The 21,350-nt window shown below is 58.2% G+C and carries 15 protein-coding genes, 1 rRNA gene and 1 riboswitch; of the genes, 9 read left to right on the top strand and 7 right to left on the bottom strand.

All coding sequences use genetic code 11. The annotated features are described in order from the left end of the window. Nucleotides 1-8 precede the first annotated feature (8 nt). From rrf to aceK, 5 genes are all read left to right on the top strand, one after another. A 5S ribosomal RNA gene (rrf, locus tag MXF20_RS21820) occupies nt 9-124 on the top strand. A 287-nt stretch (nt 125-411) separates the two neighbouring features. Beyond that, on the top strand, nt 412-1,341 hold the full coding sequence (metA, locus tag MXF20_RS21825; protein WP_325971443.1) for a homoserine O-acetyltransferase MetA: 930 nt from the start codon (nt 412-414) through the stop codon (nt 1,339-1,341). 270 nt (nt 1,342-1,611) lie between these two features. Then, nucleotides 1,612-3,210, top strand: coding sequence for a malate synthase A (aceB, locus tag MXF20_RS21830; protein ID WP_325971444.1), 1,599 nt, complete (start codon nt 1,612-1,614; stop codon nt 3,208-3,210). Between the two features lie 16 nt (nt 3,211-3,226). Then, nucleotides 3,227-4,531 carry an isocitrate lyase gene (gene aceA / locus MXF20_RS21835; RefSeq protein ID WP_325971446.1) on the top strand — a complete coding sequence of 435 codons (1,305 nt, stop codon included), beginning with the start codon at nt 3,227-3,229 and terminating at the stop codon, nt 4,529-4,531. Between the two features lie 66 nt (nt 4,532-4,597). After that, nucleotides 4,598-6,334, top strand: a complete 1,737-nt coding sequence (aceK, locus tag MXF20_RS21840; protein WP_325971448.1) for a bifunctional isocitrate dehydrogenase kinase/phosphatase — start codon at nt 4,598-4,600, stop codon at nt 6,332-6,334. On the opposite strand, the gene iclR is transcribed toward aceK, so the two are convergent. Beyond that, complete coding sequence (iclR, locus tag MXF20_RS21845; protein ID WP_282996251.1) at nt 6,331-7,161, bottom strand: glyoxylate bypass operon transcriptional repressor IclR; 831 nt, start codon at nt 7,159-7,161, stop codon at nt 6,331-6,333. The genes aceK and iclR overlap by 4 nt on opposite strands. Nucleotides 7,162-7,358: 197 nt before the next feature. On the opposite strand from iclR, the gene metH reads away from it, so the two are divergent. Then, nucleotides 7,359-11,042, top strand: coding sequence for a methionine synthase (gene metH, locus MXF20_RS21850; protein ID WP_325971451.1), 3,684 nt, complete (start codon nt 7,359-7,361; stop codon nt 11,040-11,042). Nucleotides 11,043-11,191: 149 nt separating this feature from the next. Here metH and MXF20_RS21855 read toward each other — a convergent pair whose 3' ends face one another. The 5 genes from MXF20_RS21855 to pgi all read right to left on the bottom strand — a co-directional run bounded on the left by MXF20_RS21855 (nt 11,192) and on the right by pgi (nt 17,278). Beyond that, nucleotides 11,192-13,282, bottom strand: a complete 2,091-nt coding sequence (locus MXF20_RS21855; RefSeq protein ID WP_325971453.1) for a YjbH domain-containing protein — start codon at nt 13,280-13,282, stop codon at nt 11,192-11,194. Next, the gene (locus MXF20_RS21860; RefSeq protein WP_325971455.1) at nt 13,282-14,019 is read right to left on the bottom strand and encodes a capsule biosynthesis GfcC D2 domain-containing protein; all 738 of its coding nucleotides are present in this window, start codon (nt 14,017-14,019) and stop codon (nt 13,282-13,284) included. Before MXF20_RS21860 ends, MXF20_RS21855 begins: the two co-directional genes overlap by 1 nt. Then, nucleotides 14,016-14,663, bottom strand: coding sequence for a YjbF family lipoprotein (locus MXF20_RS21865; protein WP_325971457.1), 648 nt, complete (start codon nt 14,661-14,663; stop codon nt 14,016-14,018). Before MXF20_RS21865 ends, MXF20_RS21860 begins: the two co-directional genes overlap by 4 nt. A gap of 78 nt (nt 14,664-14,741) precedes the next feature. Continuing rightward, nucleotides 14,742-14,990: an exopolysaccharide production protein YjbE gene (yjbE, locus tag MXF20_RS21870; RefSeq protein ID WP_325971459.1), complete on the bottom strand. Its 249-nt coding sequence runs from the start codon at nt 14,988-14,990 to the stop codon at nt 14,742-14,744. A gap of 641 nt (nt 14,991-15,631) precedes the next feature. Beyond that, a complete protein-coding gene (gene pgi, locus MXF20_RS21875) occupies nt 15,632-17,278 on the bottom strand; it encodes a glucose-6-phosphate isomerase (RefSeq protein ID WP_159377400.1) in 1,647 nt (548 codons plus the stop codon). A gap of 132 nt (nt 17,279-17,410) precedes the next feature. Between pgi and MXF20_RS21880 the strand changes: the two genes are divergently transcribed. The 3 genes from MXF20_RS21880 to panS all read left to right on the top strand — a co-directional run bounded on the left by MXF20_RS21880 (nt 17,411) and on the right by panS (nt 20,505). Further along, nucleotides 17,411-17,575 carry a hypothetical protein gene (locus MXF20_RS21880; RefSeq protein WP_325971461.1) on the top strand — a complete coding sequence of 55 codons (165 nt, stop codon included), beginning with the start codon at nt 17,411-17,413 and terminating at the stop codon, nt 17,573-17,575. Between the two features lie 85 nt (nt 17,576-17,660). Continuing rightward, nucleotides 17,661-17,855, top strand: a riboswitch (Lysine riboswitch). 110 nt (nt 17,856-17,965) lie between these two features. After that, entirely contained in the window at nt 17,966-19,321 is a 1,356-nt protein-coding gene (gene lysC, locus MXF20_RS21885; protein WP_325971463.1) for a lysine-sensitive aspartokinase 3, read from the top strand. Nucleotides 19,322-19,581: 260 nt separating this feature from the next. After that, nucleotides 19,582-20,505 carry a ketopantoate/pantoate/pantothenate transporter PanS gene (gene panS / locus MXF20_RS21890; RefSeq protein ID WP_021508027.1) on the top strand — a complete coding sequence of 308 codons (924 nt, stop codon included), beginning with the start codon at nt 19,582-19,584 and terminating at the stop codon, nt 20,503-20,505. A gap of 145 nt (nt 20,506-20,650) precedes the next feature. Here the strand turns inward: panS and MXF20_RS21895 are convergent, their stop codons facing one another. Continuing rightward, nucleotides 20,651-21,244, bottom strand: coding sequence for a YhgN family NAAT transporter (locus MXF20_RS21895; RefSeq protein WP_325971465.1), 594 nt, complete (start codon nt 21,242-21,244; stop codon nt 20,651-20,653). Nucleotides 21,245-21,350 lie beyond the last annotated feature (106 nt).

Here is a 21,350-nt window from a genome sequence, read left to right on the forward strand (position 1 = left end):
AGAATTTGCCTGGCGGCAACAGCGCGGTGGTCCCACCTGACCCCATGCCGAACTCAGAAGTGAAACGCCGTAGCGCCGATGGTAGTGTGGGGTCTCCCCATGCGAGAGTAGGGAACTGCCAGGCATCCAATAAGTGAAGAAGCCCCGAACGAGAGTCCGGGGCTTTTTTACGTCTGGCGATCGCCAAAACGGCCGCTATCAAACTTATTTAGCCGTGAAAAAATTCTGGCGCCTCTGCTTTACCTGTCTTATTTCTGCTCATCATTTCTTCGCCAGCGCGACTATTGCCCTCCAATGCTGAAACATTTTCATAAACCGCATGAAGACTCGACATCCAGCGGCAGCCAGGCTAATCTCGGGCATCTGGATGTCTAAACGTTTATATGGTTATCAGTAAGAGGTCAGCAGGTTATGCCAATCAGGATCCCCGACGAATTACCGGCAGTGAATTTTTTGCGTGATGAGAATGTCTTTGTCATGACTTCATCGCGCGCCAGTGTTCAGGAGATTCGTCCGCTTAAGGTCTTGATCCTTAACCTGATGCCAAAAAAAATAGAAACGGAAAACCAGTTTCTGCGCCTGCTCTCTAACTCGCCACTGCAGATCGATGTTCAGCTGTTACGCATCGACAGCCGCGAATCGCGCAACACGCCCAGCGAGCATCTGAACAACTTCTACTGCAACTTCGACGATATCGCTAACGATAACTTTGATGGCCTGATTGTTACCGGTGCGCCGCTGGGGCTGGTTGATTTCAATGATGTTGCCTACTGGCCGCAGATTCAGCGCGTGCTGCACTGGGCGAAAGAGCACGTCACTTCTACTCTGTTCGTCTGCTGGGCAGTGCAGGCGGCGCTTAACATCCTGTATGGCATTCCGAAGCAGACGCGCCAGAACAAACTGTCTGGCGTCTTTGAGCATCAGATTCTTCATCCGCACGCGCTGTTGACGCGCGGATTTGATGACAACTTCCTGGCGCCGCATTCACGCTATGCTGATTTCCCCAGCCAGCTGATTCGTGACTACACCGATCTCGAGCTGTTTGCTGAATCAGAGAGTACCGGTGCCTATCTGATGGCGAGTAAAGACAAACGACTGGCGTTTGTCACTGGCCATCCGGAATATGACGCACTAACGCTGTCGGGTGAATACCATCGCGACTACGAGGCCGGCCTGCATCCTGAGGTGCCGTTTAACTACTTCCCGCAGGACAATCCGGAATTGCCTCCGCGCGCCACCTGGCGTAGCCACGGCAACCTGCTGTTCTCTAACTGGCTGAACTACTACGTCTACCAGATTACGCCATTCGATCTGCGTCACATGAATCCAACGCTCGAATAAAACGCCTGCTAAAAGCGCGTTTAAACCTGCCGTGACAGCCGCGTGTTGTCGCGGCTTTTTTTTGCCTTTTTTCTATGATGGAACGTATTGCCTTTATTTCGTGAGATTAAATTACAGTTAAATCAGGCAAATAAAATCAAATAACCACTAAAATGGAAATAGTTTTTGAAATTAAAATAAAAATGATTATGCTCTGATCTTGCCGGTTAAAAAACACCCTACATCCCGATCCTGCAGTTAGAAAAAGGATCAAACCAGGAGGCAGCCCGCATGACAGACACGGTTATCAGCCCGACACTGACCTTTAGCCAGCCCTTTACCCACGCGGAAAAGCAGCTGCTCACGCCCGAAGCCATCGATTTCCTGCACTCGCTGGTCGTGCGCTTTGCTCCCGAGCGCGAACGTCTGCTGAAGGCCCGTCAGCAGCGTCAGCAACAGTACGATCGGGGAGCGTTACCCGATTTTGATTCGGAAACCGCTTCCATTCGGCAGAGTGACTGGCAGGTCAGGCCGATTCCTCAGTTACTTCGCGATCGCCGCGTTGAGATCACCGGTCCGCCGGATCGCAAAATGGTGATCAACGCGCTGAACGCCAACGTCAAAGTATTCATGGCCGATTTTGAGGATTCGCTGGCGCCGACGTGGCAGAAACTGGTTGATGGCCAGCTGGCGCTGCGCGATGCGGTAAACGGCACGCTGAGCTTTACCAGTGAAAACGGCAAGATCTACCAGTTGCGATCCGATCCGGCGCTGCTGATGTGCCGCGTACGCGGTCTGCATCTGGATGAGAAGCACGTTGAATGGCGCGATCGGGCCATTCCCGGCGGGTTATTTGATTTTGCGCTCTATCTGTTTCACAACGTCGCTGCGCTGCTGGAGAAGGGCCATGGTCCGTGGTTCTATCTGCCGAAAACTGAGCATGCGGCGGAAGTGGCATGGTGGCGGGAAATCTTCCGCTTCAGCGAAGATCGCTTCGATCTGCCGCGCGGCACCATCAAAGCCACGGTACTGATCGAGACGCTGCCTGCGGTGTTCCAGATGGATGAGATCCTGTGGGAGCTGCGCGATCATGTGGTTGGCCTCAACTGTGGCCGCTGGGATTACATCTTCAGCTACATCAAAACGCTGGGCCAGCACGGTGACCGCATTCTGCCAGACCGTCAGCAGATCAGCATGGACCAGCCGTTCCTCGATGCTTATTCGCGTCTGCTGATCAAAACCTGTCACCGGCGCGGCGCGCTGGCAATGGGCGGCATGTCGGCGCTGATCCCGGCCAAAGACGCTGAGCGCAACGCCTGGGTGATGCAGAAAGTGCAGGAGGATAAAGCGCGTGAAGCGGGCAACGGCCACGACGGTACCTGGGTCGCGCATCCTGGCCTGGCAGACATCGCCATGAGCGAGTTTGACCGCCAGCTGGGCGATCGCCCCAATCAGCTGCACGTCAGCCGCGAACAGGATGCGCCGATCACCGCCGAGCGTCTGCTGCGCCCGTGCCGCGGTCAGCGAACCGCAGCCGGCATGCGCGCCAATATCCGCGTTGCGCTGCAGTATCTGGAAGCGTGGATCAGCGGTAATGGCTGCGTGCCTATTGATGGATTGATGGAGGATGCCGCCACTGCGGAAATTGCCCGCACCTCCATCTGGCAATGGATTCACCATAAGCAAATCCTCAGCGATGGCCAGCTGGTTACCGCCGCGCTGTTCGAACAGTTCCTTGATGAAGAGCTGGCGGCCCTGCGCCACAGCCTCGGTGGCGCGCGCTTTGACGCCGGCCGTTACGAAGATGCGGCCGCGCTGATGGTGCAAATCACTACCGACGAACAACTGGTTCCTTTCCTCACCCTGCCGGGCTACCGCCTGCTGCCCTGACTCTGGAGATAGTGCTATGTCAAATCGTACCCAACAGATCACTCAACTGGAAAACAGCTGGCTGGCATCACGCTGGCAGGGCATTACCCGTCCTTACAGTGCCGAAGAGGTCATTAACCTGCGCGGCTCCGTTAATCCCGCCTGCACGCTGGCGGATCGCGGCGCGAGAAAGCTGTGGGCACTCCTGAATGGCGAGGCGAGCAAAGGCTATATCAACAGCCTCGGTGCCCTGACCGGCGGGCAGGCGGTGCAGCAGGCGAAAGCCGGCATTGAGGCGATCTATCTCTCCGGCTGGCAGGTGGCGGCCGATGCAAACCTGGCCGGACAGATGTATCCGGATCAGTCGCTGTATCCGGTCAATTCGGTGCCAAATGTGGTGGAACGTATCAACCAAAGCTTTCAGCGCGCCGATCAAATCCAGTGGGCCAGCGGACTGTCGCCGGACGATGATGGCTTCATCGATTACTATCTGCCGATTGTCGCCGATGCCGAAGCCGGATTTGGCGGGGTGCTCAATGCTTTTGAACTGATGAAAGCGATGATTCAGGCCGGTGCCGGCGCGGTGCACTTTGAAGATCAGCTGGCGGCGGTGAAGAAGTGCGGGCACATGGGCGGCAAAGTGCTGGTGCCGACGCAGGAAGCGATTCAGAAACTGGTGGCGGCGCGACTGGCGGCCGACGTGATGGATGTGCCCACGGTACTGATTGCGCGCACCGATGCCGACGCTGCCGATCTGATTACCTCTGATTGCGACGAACGCGATGCGCCGTTTATCACCGGTGAACGGACCGCTGAAGGCTTCTTCCGCACCCATGCCGGTATTGAACAGGCGATTGCCCGCGGCCTGGCGTATGCGCCTTATGCCGATGTGCTGTGGTGCGAAACCTCCACGCCGGATCTGGCGCTGGCGCAGCGCTTCGCTGAGGCGATTCACGCGCAGTATCCCGGCAAGCTGCTGGCTTACAACTGCTCGCCCTCGTTTAACTGGAAGAAGAACCTCGACGATCGCACCATTGCCCGCTTCCAGCAGGCGCTGAGCGAGATGGGCTACCGCTTTCAGTTCATCACTCTGGCCGGCATTCACAGCATGTGGTTCAACATGTTCGACCTCGCGCACGCTTATGCGCAGGGCGAAGGCATGCGCCACTACGTGGAAAAGGTGCAGCAGCCAGAGTTTGCCGCGCGCGAACGTGGTTACACCTTCACTGCGCATCAGCAGGAGGTAGGCACCGGTTATTTCGATCGCATCACCACGGTGATTCAGGGCGGCAGCTCGTCAGTCACCGCGCTGACCGGCTCGACCGAAGCCGCGCAGTTCTGATCAGCGTACTCCCGGTGCGCAGTATGGCGCACCGTTTCACTGGCTCACGCTCGCCGGAGATTGCCGATGTCACCGAGAGAATCCCTTATCGCCCATACTATCCTGCAGGGTTTTGATGCGCAGTACGGCCGCTTTCTTGATATCACCGCGGGCGCGCAGCAGCGCTTTGAACAGGCGGACTGGCAGGCGGTGCAGCAGGCGATGAAAGCGCGTATCCACTTGTACGATCATCACGTCGGGCTGGTCGCCAATCAGCTGCGCATTCTCAACGAGATGGCCGACTGGGACGAAGCCTTTTGGCTGCGGGTAAAAAGTCACTATGCCACGCTGTTGCCGGGCTACCCGCGCCATGAAATTGCCGAAAGCTTTTTTAATTCAGTCTATTGTCGTTTACTGGGGCACAGCCACTTACTGCCTGAGCGGCTGTTTATCCTGCCGTCACAGCCGTACGCACCCGCGCCGCCGGCGCAGCGGCCGCTGTCGCGCCTCTACCGGCCGCAGCACAGCTGGCATGAGACGCTGCGTCAGATATTGAATGATATTCCGCTGCGGCTGACGTGGCAGGATCAGACGCGCGACATCGGCTGGATTGTACGTCACCTGCACGAGCAGTTTAGCGCGGCACAGCTGGCTCATGCCACGCTGGACGTCGCCAGCGAGCTGTTTTATCGCAACAAAACCGCCTGGATTGTGGCGCGACTGCAGCTGAGTGCGGGCGAAATCGTGCCGTGTCTGCTGCCGATTCAGCGCGATGACGCCGGCCGGTTGTGGATTGATACCTGTCTTACTGACAGCAATGATGCCAGCATCGTGTTTGGCTTCGCCCGCGCCTACTTTATGGTGTACGCGCCGGTGCCTGCTGCGCTGGTGGCCTGGCTGCAGCCAATTTTGCCGGGCAAAACCCTCGCCGAGCGCTACATGGCGATTGGCTGCCAGAAACACGGTAAAACCGAATGCTACCGCGAATATCTGGATTACCTGGCGCACAGTCAGGAAGCGTTCACTATCGCACCCGGCGTGCGCGGAATGGTGATGCTGGTATTCACGCTGCCCGGTTTTGATCGGGTGTTTAAGGTGATTAAAGATCGCTTCGCGCCGCAGAAAGAGGTGACGGATGCGCAGGTGCGCGCCTGTTACCGGCTGGTCAAAGAGCACGACCGCGTCGGGCGCATGGCCGACACCCAGGAGTTTGAGCATTTCGCCATTCCGCGCGCGCGTATTCCGGCGGCACTGATGGCGGAGTTTGAGCGCGAGATTCCGGAAAAAATCGAGCTGCGCGATGACGTCGTGATCATCCGCCACTTATGGCTGGAGCGTCGTATGCAGCCGCTTAACCTGTGGTTAATGCAGGCGACGCCGGAACAGCGCCAGCACGCCATTGAGGAGTACGGCGATGCGATTTGCCAGCTGGCGGCGGCCAATATCTTCCCCGGCGATATGCTGTTTAAAAACTTCGGTATGACGCGCCATGGCCGCGTGGTGTTCTATGACTACGACGAAATCCGCCCGATGACCGAGCTGGTATTCCGCGATGTCCCGGCGGCGCGCTATGAAGAGGATGAGCTGCAGGCCGAGCCGTGGTACAGCGTCGGGCCGGATGATGTGTTTCCGGAAACCTTCCGCTACGCGCTGTGCAGCGAACCGGCGACCGGTAAACTGCTGCAGGCGCTGCATCCGCAGCTGTTCGATCCCGGCTGGTGGCGTGCACTGCAGGCGCGGATCCGTGCCGGGCATATCGAAGAGGTGATGGCGTGGCGCGCCGGACAGCGTTTCAGCGCGCGCTACGCCTCAGTGGCCGCCTAGCGGCCGGCGTAGCTCAGCGTCACCTGTTTCGCCGCGCGGATCACCAGCGCCCCGAGCTCGGTAATGCGGTCGTCGGTCATGCGCGCCAGCGGGCCGGAGATGGAGATGGCGGCAAACGGCTCACCGTGTTCATCATAAATCGGTGCTGCCACGCAGCGCAGGCCGAGCGCGTGTTCCTCATCATCGTGCGAAAAGCCCATCTTGCGGATCAGCGCCAGATTCTCTTTCAGGCTATGCGGCGACATCAGGGTTTTCGGCGTGTAGTGATGCAATCCCTTCTGGTGCAGCAGAGCGGTCACCTGTTCATCGCTCAGGTGAGCGAGAAACGCTTTGCCGGCACCGGACGCGTGCATCGGCAGCTTGCCGCCAATCGGCGCTGACATGCGCATCAGCTGGGTGCACTGTACCTGATCGATAATCACCGCCTGATAATCACTCAGATCCAGCACCGCCAGATTGACGGTTTCGCCAGCCTCTTCCATCAGCCGGCGCAGAATCGGGTGCACAATCGCCAGCAGATTGCGGCTTTGCAAAAAGCTGCTGCCCACCACAAAGGCATGAGCACCGATAGTCCACAGGCCAAGGTCGCCTACCTGATGCACAAATCCCTGCTGCTGCATGGTGGTCAGCAGGCGATGGGTGGTGGAGTTGGGAAGCCCGGCCTGCTGTGCCAGCTCGGTCAGGGCCACGCTACCGTGCGATTCGGCAATCAGCTCCAGCAAACGCAGGCCACGCGTCAGGGACTGCACCTGGCCACCGGCTGGTGCGCTGGCAGCCGGTGCCGTACGGGGTTTTTTGCCGCGTTTCGCGGGCGCAGGGGTTGCCATAACATCTCCACAGTCATTGCAGGTATGGAAACCATTTTCGTTTTTAACAGCATGAATGCAAACCCTGGCTGACTGGTCGGATCTGCTGACCATTTTATCGCCAGAGGCCACACCCGGAGTGACTTTTGCTCATCGTAAAGTTGTGCCAGTATGACTGGCTGGCATTTAGCCAACGCAATGACGTGGATGGGGCAAGAGTGAGCAATATAACCGCAACGCTACAGCAGCAGCTGGCACAACGCATCATGATTCTGGACGGTGGCATGGGCACCATGATCCAGAGTTATAAACTGGATGAGCAGGATTATCGCGGCAGCCGCTTCGCCGACTGGCCATGCGATGTCAAAGGCAACAACGATCTGCTGGTGTTAAGCCAGCCGCACATCATTCGCGAAATCCACGATGCTTACCTGGCGGCCGGCGCGGATATTCTCGAAACCAACACCTTCAACGCCACCTCCATTGCGATGGCCGACTACGACATGCAAGCGCTGTCGGCGGAGATCAACCTCGAAGCGGCGAAGCTGGCACGCGCCTGCGCCGACGCATGGACGGCAAAAACGCCCGATCGCCCGCGCTACGTTGCTGGCGTGCTCGGCCCGACCAACCGCACCTGCTCGATCTCGCCAGACGTCAACGATCCCGCGTTCCGTAACATCACCTTCAATCAGCTGGTGGACGCCTACCGCGAATCGACCCATGCGCTGATTACCGGCGGTGCTGACATCATTATGATCGAAACGGTGTTCGATACCCTGAATGCCAAAGCGGCGATCTATGCGGTACAGAGCGAGATGGAAGCGATGGGCGTGACGCTGCCGCTGATGATCTCCGGCACCATTACCGATGCGTCCGGCCGCACGCTCTCCGGCCAGACCACCGAAGGATTCTACAACTCACTGCGCCACGCGGAGCCGCTGTCGTTTGGCCTCAACTGCGCGCTTGGCCCTGACGAGCTGCGCCAGTATGTGCAGGAACTGTCGCGCATTGCGGAAGGTTATGTCAGCGCCCACCCCAACGCCGGGTTGCCAAATGCCTTCGGCGAATATGACCTTGATGCGGCGACGATGGCGGCGCAGATTGGCGAGTGGGCGCGCGCCGGCTTCCTCAACATTATCGGTGGCTGCTGTGGCACCACGCCGCAGCACATTGCGGCGATGGCCGCAGCGGTCGAGGGCGTGGCACCGCGGCCGCTACCGGAAATAGCCGTCGCCTGCCGGTTGTCCGGCCTCGAACCGCTCAATATTCAGGCCGATTCGCTGTTCGTTAACGTCGGTGAGCGCACCAACGTGACCGGTTCGGCCAAATTTAAGCGCCTGATCAAAGAAGAGAAGTACAACGAAGCGCTGGACGTCGCGCGCCAGCAGGTGGAAAACGGCGCGCAGATTATCGATATCAACATGGATGAAGGCATGCTGGACGCGGAAGCGGCCATGGTGCGCTTTCTCAATCTGATTGCCGGTGAGCCGGATATTGCCCGTGTGCCGATCATGATCGACTCCTCGAAATGGGAGGTGATCGAAAAAGGCCTGCAGTGCATTCAGGGCAAAGGCATCGTCAACTCCATCTCGATGAAAGAGGGCGTCGAGCCGTTTATTGCGCACGCGCGCAAAGTGCGGCGCTACGGTGCGGCGGTGGTGGTGATGGCGTTCGACGAAGTGGGCCAGGCGGACACCCGCGCGCGCAAAATTGAGATCTGCCGCCGCGCCTACCAGATTCTCACCGAACAGGTCGGTTTCCCGCCGGAAGACATCATTTTCGACCCCAATATCTTTGCCGTCGCCACCGGCATCGAAGAGCACAACAACTATGCGATGGATTTCATCGGTGCCTGTGAAGACATCAAACGCGAACTGCCGCATGCGATGATCTCCGGCGGCGTCTCCAACGTGTCGTTCTCGTTCCGCGGTAACGAACCGGTGCGTGAGGCGATTCACGCGGTGTTCCTCTACTACGCCATCCGCAACGGCATGGACATGGGCATCGTCAACGCCGGTCAGCTGGCGATTTATGACGATCTGCCGGCGGAGCTGCGCGATGCGGTCGAGGACGTGATCCTCAACCGGCGCGACGATGGTACCGAGCGGCTGCTGGCGCTGGCGGAAAAATATCGCGGCAGCAAGGGTGACGGCGAGCAGGACAAGCAGCAGGCCGAGTGGCGCAGCTGGGACGTGGTGAAGCGGCTGGAATATTCGCTGGTGAAAGGCATCACGGAGTTTATCGAGCAGGACACCGAAGAGGCGCGCCAGGCGGCGACACGGCCGATTGAGGTCATTGAAGGGCCGCTGATGTCCGGCATGAACGTGGTCGGCGATCTGTTCGGCGAGGGCAAAATGTTCCTGCCGCAGGTGGTGAAATCAGCGCGCGTGATGAAGCAGGCGGTGGCTTATCTCGAACCCTTTATCCAGGCGAGCAAAGAGGCTGGCCGCAGCAACGGTAAAATCGTGCTGGCGACGGTAAAAGGCGACGTGCACGACATCGGTAAAAATATCGTTGGCGTGGTGCTGCAGTGTAATAACTACGAAATCATCGACCTGGGCGTGATGGTGCCGGGCGACAAAATCCTGAAGACCGCACGTGAGCAAAACGCCGATATCATCGGGCTTTCCGGCCTGATTACCCCGTCGCTCGACGAAATGGTGAACGTGGCGAAAGAGATGGAGCGCCAGGGCTTTACGCTGCCGCTGCTGATTGGCGGTGCCACCACCTCGAAAGCGCACACGGCGGTGAAGATTGAGCAGAATTACAGCGGTCCGACGGTCTATGTGCAGAACGCCTCGCGCACCGTCGGCGTGGTCTCTTCGCTGCTGTCGCCCACGCTGAAAGAGGCGTTCGTGGCGCGCACGCGCAAGGAGTACGAAACCGTGCGGATTCAGCACGCGCGTAAAAAGCCGCGCACGCCGCCGGTCACGCTGCAGGCCGCGCGCGATAATCATTACGTCATTGACTGGCAACGTTATACGCCACCGGTGGCGCATCGTACCGGCGTCAGCGCGGTGGAGGCCAGTATTGATACGCTGCGCAACTACATCGACTGGACGCCGTTCTTTATGACCTGGTCGCTGGCCGGCAAATATCCGCGCATTCTCGAAGATGAGGTGGTGGGCGAGGAAGCCACACGGCTGTTTGCCGATGCCAATGCGATGCTGGATAACCTCAGCGCGCAGGGCACGCTGAGGCCGCGCGGCGTGGTTGGCATTTTTCCGGCGAACCGCGTCGGCGACGACATCGAAATCTACCGTGACGAGACCCGGCGCGAGGTGCTGTGCGTCAGCCATCATCTGCGCCAGCAGACGGAAAAAACCGACTTCGCCAATTACTGTCTGGCGGACTTCGTGGCACCAAAATCCAGCGGTAAAGTGGACTATCTCGGCGCGTTTGCCGTCACCGGCGGGCTGGAGGAGGATGCGCTGGCGGCGGCATTCGACCAGCAGCATGACGATTACAATAAAATCATGGTGAAAGCGGTGGCGGATCGCCTGGCGGAGGCGTTTGCTGAATATCTGCATGAGCGCGTGCGCAAAGTGATCTGGGGCTATGCTGCCAATGAGAATCTCAGTAACGACGAGCTGATTCGCGAAAATTATCAGGGCATTCGTCCGGCGCCGGGCTATCCGGCCTGTCCGGAACACACCGAGAAGGCACAAATCTGGCAGCTGCTGGATGTAGAGCATCACACCGGCATGAAGCTGACCGAATCCTTTGCCATGTGGCCGGGCGCAGCGGTATCCGGCTGGTACTTCAGTCATCCGGAGAGCAAATATTTTGCCGTGGCGCAGATTCAGCGCGACCAGGTGGAAGATTACGCGGCGCGTAAAGGCATGAGTGTCAGCGATGTGGAGCGCTGGCTGGCACCGAATCTGGGTTACGACGCGGATTGATGAATTACCGGCGCAGAGCGCGCGCAATCAAATGTGCCATATTGTTTGCGCAATAAATTGCGCCGCTACAAATACGTGCACACTCTGTAGCGGCGCGATTCATCGCGCGTTTTTTTAAAACCGGCGCGGGTCTGACCCCGCGCTGCAATTTAATTAAAACGCGCGTCGCGATCGGCGGTCAGATCGTACAGCTGGTATTTACGGCCCAGCATCTGACCGCCGTCACGCGTCAGCGGCACCCAATTCACCTGCGCACGACCGCGGGTTGGCGTAACGGTAAACAGATCCATCGGAATCGAAATATAGAAACCTTTGGTGAAATCCCCTTCGCCATACGCTTCGGCTGACACGTTGGTTTTGGTGGCGTAGAAGCCGACCATCACGCCGCTGTCAAAGCGCTTCGACACATCCAGCGTGACCCCTTTGTCCTTCGCCAGGTATTCACCGACGCTGGCTTTCACCAGCACATCCTGCATGAACCACGGACGCCAGTAAGCGGTGAGGTGCCCGGTCGGCGCTTTGTAGTCCGTGAACTGCATCATGTTGTCCCAGTCACGCTGCTTCACATAGTTCGCATCGAGACCAAAGGCCCAGTTGCTGTCCACCGGGCGATACAACAGTTCGCCGCCCACGCCACCGTACATGGTTTCCAGATAGCCACCGTACACCTGACCGTAGAAACCATTGCCGAGATAGCGCATGTAGTTGGCCTGCAGATCATTCACGTAAACGTTGTTCTCAACGTAGTCGCGAATGTGGGTGCGCACGCGCGGTAGCGTCGAGTCGGCTGGCGCGCCGTTGTAGTTGAACTTATCGTAGTTATTGGCGATGTTGCCAAACAGGCTGCCGCCGATCAGCCAGTGATCGGTCAGCCAGTAATCGACATTGCCCATCACGCCGAGCTGGTACATGTAGAAGCTTTCCGGCCCACCGACCGACTGGTTCAGCACCGGCGACAGGCTGTAGTTCAGGCGATCCTTACGGATGAAATAGCCCTGTTCGGTGGTGCCCGGATCGATCGGTTCTTCACGCGTCTGCTGCAGCGGTTGCTCATGGCCGAGCGGATAGCCGCGCAGTTCATTATTCAGGCTGGCCACATCGGTGCGCGTGGTGACCTGCGGCATATTAAAGCGCGACTCGGTGACTTCAATCGTGTCGATGCCAGCCGGCAGGTTGTTCATGATGATGCGGTTCGCGCGATCAACGCCCTCGCGCGTGTCGCGATATTTGGTCTGCTCACCCGAGACGTACAGCGTGTGGCCTTTGGTCTGGATGTGCGGCCCATTCAGGCCGGCGTTGTATTTCAGGTCGGTAAGCTGATTCGCGACCACCGTCGGCTGCAGCAGATCGCCCTGCGGCTGTGGCTGATACGCCGGTCTGGCGCTATCAATGTGCGACTGGTGCAAGGTATTGAAGTTGGTGCGCACGGTCACGCCAAACATAAAGGTGTTGCCGCGTTCGTAGCTGGCGTTGATATCTGCCCAGTCGGTAAGGCGATAGATTGCGCCGACGTTAACCTTACTGCGCTGCTCCAGCCGGCCGGCAAAGTCATCCTGATAATCATTTCCTTCATACTCCAGCTTCAGGCGCAGCGGCTGCCACGGCGTCTGATACTCGACACCGCCAAACAGCGCCGCCGGACCGTGGAACATCTGCGAGCCATTAATGGAGCCGGCCGAGCCGCCGCCGGTGCGGCTGCAGAAGCTATCGCTGTACGAGCAGAACGGATTTTTGATGGTGCCGCTGTTGCCAAGATAGCCCCAGCCAAGGCCGAGGCTGAAATCAAACGGTCCCCAGGCTTTACTCGCCACCAGATATTCACTGTCGAACAGGCCGGTACCGCCCAGATCGCGCGAACCAACCGCCACTTCCGGCAGCCAGAAGCTCTCCTGCCACAGGCGCAGCTTCAGGTCGAAAGCTTTGTCTTTATAGCTCTGGTTGCCGCTGAAGCCTTCCACCGCACTGTAGCGACGGGTGCGTACGTCGGTATAGCGCACGGTGGTTTCCAGCCACGGGAACAGCTGCAAGGACGCAGAATAGTAGCGATATTGATCGTTATCGCGGAAATTCAGGCTGAATTCGCCCTCTCTGGCCATGCGCGCGGTCGGCGTTTGCATCAGGCCCACGCCGCCAAAATCGGATTGTGAAGGACCGACCGGTTGCGGCCAGGTTTCCGCCTGCACCTGGCATGCGGCGGAGACAGAAGCAGCCAACAGGCTGAGGAGTAATTGTTTTTTCATCAGTCTGGCATCCGGTGAGTCAGAACGGAAAGCATGCGCGCATTCAAATCAGCCTGGCCCCAGGGCAGGCTCCATGTGGTAAAGCCGAGCCAGATGATGCTGCCAGGCTCCACTTCCACATGGCGCTGATTCCAGTAAGCGATCGGCACTTGTTGCATCTCACCTGACGGCGCAATCACCGTAGCCACGCTGCGCTCGCCGCCCGACAAACGCGCGTGCGGCGCGAGGTAGTCACGCACCGTGCGTCCTGGCTGCCAGCTCTCACTGCCGGGATGGCTGAGGGCGCCCATCACCCATACCTGCGTCGGTGGTGCCACGGTGTACAGGTCATAGCTGCCCTGCAGCGTACGGTTAGCTTCCGGACGCAGCCGCACCCAGTCAGGATCGAGCGATGTAAACTGGCGCCCGGTAACCTGCAAAGCGCTGAGCTGCTGAATCACACTGCCGATGGTTGCGGCCAGCGCATCACCGCTGTCAGCCTGCCAGGCGCGCAGATCCGCCAGCAGCTGAGCGTGCTGCTGCTGCGCCACGGCGGTGGCGCTGCGCTCGGCGATCACCGTACCCGGCCACCAGCTGTGCAGCGCCGGGTTCGTTAACAGTTCGCTGAGAGTGCTGGCATGATCGATCTGGAAAGTGCGCGGGTCGTGTGTCGAATGCACGGTTACCTGGCTATCCGCCAGCGCGTGGCCAGCCGCAGCCAGTGTCAGTGCGGCCAGCAATGAAGGGATTTTTTTCATGATTTCGCCGGCTTCAGAAGGGTGGTTACAATCGGGAACTGGTCAGCCGCCAGCATCTGTTGTGCCTGCAGCACCGTGCCGTCGCGGTTATCGATCCAGAAGGTGTTCTGCCAGCTGACGCCAGGGCTCTCCATCTGGACGGTTTCAATCCAGACGCGGCAGGGCACCCGCTCGCCAGCGAGGTTCAGCACTTCATCGTCGCCGCGCTGAAAGGTAGAGCGGGCGGTAGCGGCGCGCACGTTGTCCTGCTCGCGCCACTGCACCACGCGCGTCCACTGCGCGCCGTTTTGCAGCCGCAGCGCATCGGCCAGCGGATCCTGCGCCAGGTTGCTCACCGCCTGCAGGTTGTCGCGCAGGCCGAGGGTTTTCACCAGCCGGCCGTGCTGCATCACCAGCATGGCTTTATCCTGGGTTACCCACTTCTGCTGGCCGTTTTCCAGATAGCCCAGCACCACAAAGATACGCGGACCGTTGTCGACGCGCGCATACAGGCTGGCATAGGGCAGGTTGGCGATCTGTTCATCGCTGACGGTGACATCATCCGGACCGCTGATGGCCAGCATCACGGTCTGTTCGAGGCCTTTTTGTGTTTGTGTGCAAGCCTGCAGCAACAGGCAGAGAAGCAGCAAAGAGAGTCGGTGCACTGTGTATCCCTGTCTCAATAGAGGCAAAAAAACAAAAAATAACCACACGGCTGTGTGGTTATGTTTAAAGGTGCTACATCAACGAGTGGTGCTCGTTGTGGTAGTGGTTGTTGTACCGGTATTTGCACCGTCGCCACCGCCAGCAGCGGCAACGCCGAGACCTACTAACGCACCGAGTGCACCGATACCCACAGCGGTGGTCGTGCCAGTCGAGATTGCTCCCGCCTGCGCGCCTGCTGCAGCACCGGCTTCTTCCGGTGCGGCAATCGCAGCGGAAGAAACGGCAACGTAAAGTAAGGCTGCACCGGCAACCATCAGTTTTTTCATAACAACGTTTCCTGCATCTTGATAAAACGTGAATGAAGGATAATACCCGTCATACCGTACGCTGCCGTCCGATGGCCGCTGGGCCGCATGCAGCTGGCTAACCGTGGTCAGCGCGCGGTCATGTTTCCCGGGCCGGCTGGCGACAGCGGGGAAGTATTCAGGGCAGCCTTAAAGGCGCGTTCAGTATAGGGCAACAAATTACCAGAGTTCAGCGCCAGAAAAAGAGGGGGGTTAAGCGAGACAATTCTGGTGATAAATAAGGCGAATTGGCGATAGCTGCTTTTTTTAATTGTGCTTTTTTCGCTGGCTGGAATATTTGCGCAGGCCGTAATGGCGCAGCAGGATTTTTCACTTTTGCATTAAAAAATGGCACGGAATAGGAATAATCAGATTTTCCTGAAAGCAGTAAAATAGAAAGGAAAAATTAATCAGTCACTTAGGTAAGAATGGCGGCAAAATCAGATCCATTTTTTACCCAATGAACCGGCTGGTAATTCTGGCATCTTCCGATTTTCCTTAGGGCATTTTAAGAATTTTCTAACCGCAGCGCAGCAGTGAAACAGGCTTATTTCAGCGGGATCGGTAAATCGGGGCAGAAAAAAGGCGGCAGGAGCTGCCGCCTGATGAAGCTGAGTGGTGAATTAACGCCAGGATTTATAGCGATTAATTAAGCCATTGGTGGAGCTATCGTGGCTGTTAATTGGCGCGTCATTTTCCAGCTCCGGCAGAATACGGTTAGCCAGTTGTTTGCCGAGCTCAACGCCCCACTGATCGAAGGTGAAGATGTTGAGGATCGCGCCCTGAGTGAAGATCTTGTGCTCATACAGCGCAATCAGTGCGCCGAGGCTGAACGGGGTGATTTCACGCAGCAGAATCGAGTTGGTCGGACGGTTACCTTCAAACACCTTGAACGGCACGATGTGCGCGACGGACTCCGCTGATTTCCCGGCATCGGTAAACTCTTTCTCTACCACGTCGCGGGCTTTACCAAACGCCAGCGCTTCGGTCTGCGCAAAGAAGTTGGAAAGCAGCTTCTGATGGTGGTCGGCCAGCGCATTGTGGGTCTGCGCCGGGGCAATGAAGTCGCATGGAATCAGCTTGGTACCCTGATGAATCAGCTGATAAAACGCGTGCTGTCCGTTGGTGCCGGGCTCACCCCAGATAATCGGGCCGGTCTGGTAATCCACTGGATTGCCGTCGCGGTCGACGTACTTACCGTTGGATTCCATGTTGCCCTGCTGGAAGTAAGCGGCAAACCGGTGCATGTACTGGTCGTACGGCAGAATTGCTTCGGTTTCGGCACCGAAGAAGTTGTTGTACCAGATACCAATCAGCGCCAGCAGCACCGGCAGGTTTTGCTCCGCTGGCGTGTTCGCGAAGTGCTGGTCCATGGCGTGCGCGCCGCTCAGCAGCTGTTCGAAGTTTTCGAAGCCGATGGACAGGATGATCGACAGGCCAATCGCGGACCACAGTGAGTAGCGGCCGCCGACCCAGTCCCAGAATTCGAACATGTTGGCGGTGTCGATACCAAATTCGCCGACCGCTTTCGCATTGGTCGAGAGCGCGGCAAAGTGCTTCGCCACGTGCTGCTGATCGCCGGCGGTGTTCAGGAACCAGTCACGCGCGCTGTGGGCGTTGGTCATGGTTTCCTGAGTGGTAAAGGTTTTCGACGCCACGAGGAACAGCGTGGTTTCCGGGCTAAGCGGCTTCAGCGTTTCGGCAATGTGCGTGCCATCCACGTTGGAAACAAAGTGCATGTTGAGGTGGTTTTTATACGGACGCAGCGCTTCGGTCACCATGAACGGGCCGAGGTCTGAACCGCCGATACCGATGTTCACCACGTCAGTAATTGGCTTGCCGGTATAACCTTTCCACTCGCCGCTGATGATGCGCTCTGAGAACGCTTTCATCTTCGCCAGCACCGCGTTCACTTCCGGCATCACATCTTTGCCATCTACGAGGATCGGCGTGTTGCTGCGGTTGCGCAGGGCCACGTGCAGCACGGCGCGATCTTCGGTGCGGTTAATCTTCTCACCGGAGAACATGGATTTGATGGCGCCCGCCAGATCGGTCTCTTTGGCCAGCGCCTGGAGTTTATCGAGGGTTTCCTGGGTGATGCGGTTTTTTGAGAAATCCACCAGCATCTGATCATCAAAGGTGGCAGAGAATTTCGCAAAACGATCGGCATCCTGCGCAAACAGGTCGGCAATCTCTACCGATTTCATCTGATCAAAATGCTGCTGCAGCGCTTTCCAGGCTGCGGTTTGTGTCGGATTGATATTTTTCATGGCAACACTCTTGTTGATATAAGAACCGTCATTCCATCCGGGCGCATCCTGTCTGGCCCGGCATGCTGAGCATTTGTTACGGCTTGCACGCGTTTCAGTATGACCACAGTTGCAACTGAAAGGAAAAAATTTGTGACGCCAGCCGCAGCGTTTCAGGTAAATCCGGCGGCGATTGTCGGCTGGTTCGCCGCGCATTACTCTGCGCCGTATCAGCAAAACGCCGGATTTTTCGCACCGTTCTCTACTTTAGGCGGCTGGCGCGTTGCGGGTTTGTTTTGCAATGCGCTGCATAAGTGAAAAAAATGAATTTTCCCGCCGCCGCAAGGCTGGACAGCGGAACAATTAATCAGTATTTTGTGCGCGCGACTTGCACCTCCGGGTGCAAGCCAGAAGAGGCGCGTCGCCCAGGCAGTGTGTTTGAGGATCCGTATCCAGCGAGAACACATCAGGGGGTGCGACGCCGAGGTGGTGCAACACGCGGAGTGTTGTGCTGTCGGCTGCAGGGGCTGAATCCTCTGGGTTGTCACCAGAAGCGTCCGCAGTCGGACGTTTCGCAAGGTGAAGTGCTTTTGGTGACTCATCTCCTGATCTTGTCTGTCCAATTCTGCTCTTCTCTTGTGCCAAGGCTGTTACCCGATCTTCTCTTCCGCGAATGGGAGGAGATAACCTGACACGAGGTTTTGTTACATGTCTCAATCGTTGATCGTGGCAAAATTTGGCGGCACCAGCGTTGCCGATTTCGATGCCATGAACCGCAGCGCGGACGTCGTGCTGTCTGATGCCAATACCCGTCTGGTGGTGCTCTCTGCGTCGGCGGGCGTCACTAACCTGCTGGTTTCGCTGGCTGAAGGCCAGGAACTCGAGCAGCGCGCTTATCTGCTGGATCAAATCCGCACCATTCAATACGCCATCATCGATCGCCTGCAGTCGCCGGACGTGATCCGTCAGGAGATTGATCGCATGCTGGAGAACATCATCATGCTGGCGGAAGCGGCGGCCTTAGCCCGTTCGACCGCGCTGACCGATGAGCTGGTGAGCCACGGCGAACTGATGTCGAGCCTGCTGTTCGTCGAGATCCTGCGCGAGCGCCAGGTGAATGCCGAGTGGTTTGACGTGCGCAAAGTAATGCGTACCAGCGACCGTTTCGGCCGCGCCGAGCCGGACGTGGCCGAGCTGAAAACGCTGGCGGCGGCTCAGTTGCAGCCGCGCACCGCAGAAGCGCTGGTGATCACGCAGGGCTTCATCGGCAGCGAAAGCAAAGGCCGCACCACCACGCTGGGCCGTGGCGGCAGCGACTACACCGCCGCGCTGCTGGGCGAAGCGCTGCAGGCGACGCGCGTGGATATCTGGACCGACGTGGCCGGCATCTACACCACCGATCCGCGCGTGGTGCCGCAGGCGAAACGCATCGAAGAGATTACCTTTGAAGAAGCGGCGGAGATGGCGATCTTCGGCGCGAAAGTGCTGCATCCGGCGACGCTGCTGCCGGCAGTGCGCAGTGACATCCCGGTGTTTGTCGGCTCAAGTAAAGATCCGGCCGCGGGCGGCACGCGTGTCTGCAATGAAACCAAAAATCCACCGCTGTTCCGTGCGCTGGCGCTGCGTCGCAAACAGACGCTGCTGACGCTGCACAGCCTGAACATGCTGCACGCACATGGCTTCCTGGCGGAAGTCTTCGCCATCCTGGCGCGCCACAGCATTTCGGTTGATCTGGTTACCACCTCGGAAGTGAGCGTGGCGCTGACGCTGGATACCACCGGTTCAACCAGCACCGCCGACAGCCTGCTGACTCAGTCGCTGCTGACCGAACTCTCTTCCCTGTGCCGGGTGGAAGTGGAAGAGAATCTGGCGCTGGTGGCGATCATTGGCAACAACCTGTCGAAAGCCTGCGGCGTCGGCAAAGAGGTGTTCGGCGCGCTGGAGCCATTTAACCTGCGCATGATTTGCTACGGTGCAAGCAGCTACAACCTGTGCTTCCTGGTGCCAACGCCGGACGCGGAAGAGGTGGTGCGCGCGCTGCATAAGAATCTGTTCGAATCTTAATTGACGCGTAAGTTACCTGAAGCCGGACAATGTCCGGCTTTTTTTATTTCTGCTGCTCAGCCTGACGCTGTTTCGGACAAATGCCAGCGGAATGCCCGTGCCTGTACGGCGATCTTTAGCAGCCGATAGGCATTTTCCGCCGTCGGCCACGCTTATGATAATGAAATGTTATGATCCGGCGCAGGTCGCTGCGGTCGTTCCCCGCGCGCTTTCATCTGTGGCAAAAAACCAATTAAGTAAAACGCTAAGGACATTTCTTCATGCTCGCCAAACTTACCCGCCTGTTTCCGCTCTGGGCCGTACTGCTGTCTGTTGCAGCCTATTATTCACCGTCCACCTTCCTCGGCATCGGGCCGTGGGTAACCTACCTGCTGATGCTGATCATGTTCGGCATGGGCGTGACGCTCAACATTGACGATTTCAAACGCGTGCTGGTGCGTCCGGCGCCGGTGATTGCCGGCACGTTTCTGCACTATCTGGTGATGCCGCTGGCTGCATGGGCGCTGGCGAAACTGTTCCAGATGCCGCCGGATCTGGCCGCCGGGATGATTCTGGTCGGCAGCGTGGCCAGCGGGACAGCCTCGAACGTGATGATTTATCTGGCGAAGGGCGACGTGGCGCTGTCGGTGACCATCTCGTCGGTTTCGGCGCTGGTGGGCGTGTTCGCAACGCCGCTGCTGACGCGCTTCTACGTGGATACCCACATTCAGGTTGATGTGGTGGGCATGCTGCTCAGCATCGTCAAAATCGTGGTGATCCCGATTGGGCTTGGCCTGATTATTCACCACTCCATGAACAGCGTGGTGCGCCGTGTTGAGCCGTATCTGCCGGCGTTTTCGATGGTGTGTATTCTGCTGATCATCAGCGCGGTGGTGGCGGGTAGCCAGGGTTTCATCGGCTCAGTAGGGCTGATGGTGATCGCGGCGGTGATCCTGCACAACGCTATCGGACTGCTCGGCGGTTACTGGGGCGGCAAGCTGTTTGGCTTTGATGAATCCACCTGCCGCACGCTGGCGCTGGAAGTCGGTATGCAGAATTCCGGACTGGCGGCCACGCTGGGCAAACTGTACTTCTCACCGCTGGCCGCGCTGCCCGGCGCGCTGTTCTCGGTATGGCACAACCTGTCCGGTTCGCTGCTGGCGGGTTACTGGTCGGGTAAAACGATTGAGAAGAAGCAGAAATAACGTGGCATAGGTACCGGTCGCTATCAATGGCGACCGGTCACGCACCATCGACCTGTTGATACCGGTGCGCATAAATGCGCACCCTACAAAAAACGCGCAATGACCTTGTAGGGGCTCCATTCATGGCGACCGCAAACGCGAAACATTACAGTTTCAGGTAAACCCGAATCCCGTCCAGGAACATCTGCGTCGCCAGCATTATCAGGATCAAACCCATCAATCGTTCCAGCGCGTTGACGCCTTTATCCCCCAGCAGGCGCAGGAACAGGCCGGACATCAGCAGAATCACCACCGTGACGCCCCAGGCAATCAGCAGGGCGCCGACCAGGTGCGTCATCTGGTTGGGATACTGGTGTGACAGCAGCATCAGGGTGGCCAGCAGCGAGGGCCCGGCGACCAGCGGGATCGCCAGCGGCACCAGGAACGGCTCTTCGCCGGCGGGCAGGCCGCTGGTGCTGCTCTCGCCGGACGGGAAAATCATGCGAATGGCGATCAAAAACAGAATGATGCCGCCGGAAATCGACACCGTTTCGGTGCGCAGATTAAGAAACGCCAGGATGCGTTCACCGGCGAACAGGAACAGCAGCATCAGAATCAAGGCGATGAGCATTTCGCGCATCAGCACCACGCGGCGGCGCTTCGGCTCCAGGTGCTTCAGTACCGACATGAAAATCGGCAGGTTGCCCAGCGGGTCCATAATCAACAGCAATAATATGGTCGCGGATATCATTTCAGTCATCAGAGGTAAACCATCCCTTCAGGTCGGCCACAGCCGTTATAAGTTGTACTGCTGAAAAAGTTAGCGCAATCGAATTAATTCACTTGCCAGAAGTGCTGCATTTTGT

The organism is Pantoea dispersa, from assembly GCF_035783935.1.
Lineage (GTDB): Bacteria > Pseudomonadota > Gammaproteobacteria > Enterobacterales > Enterobacteriaceae > Pantoea > Pantoea dispersa_C.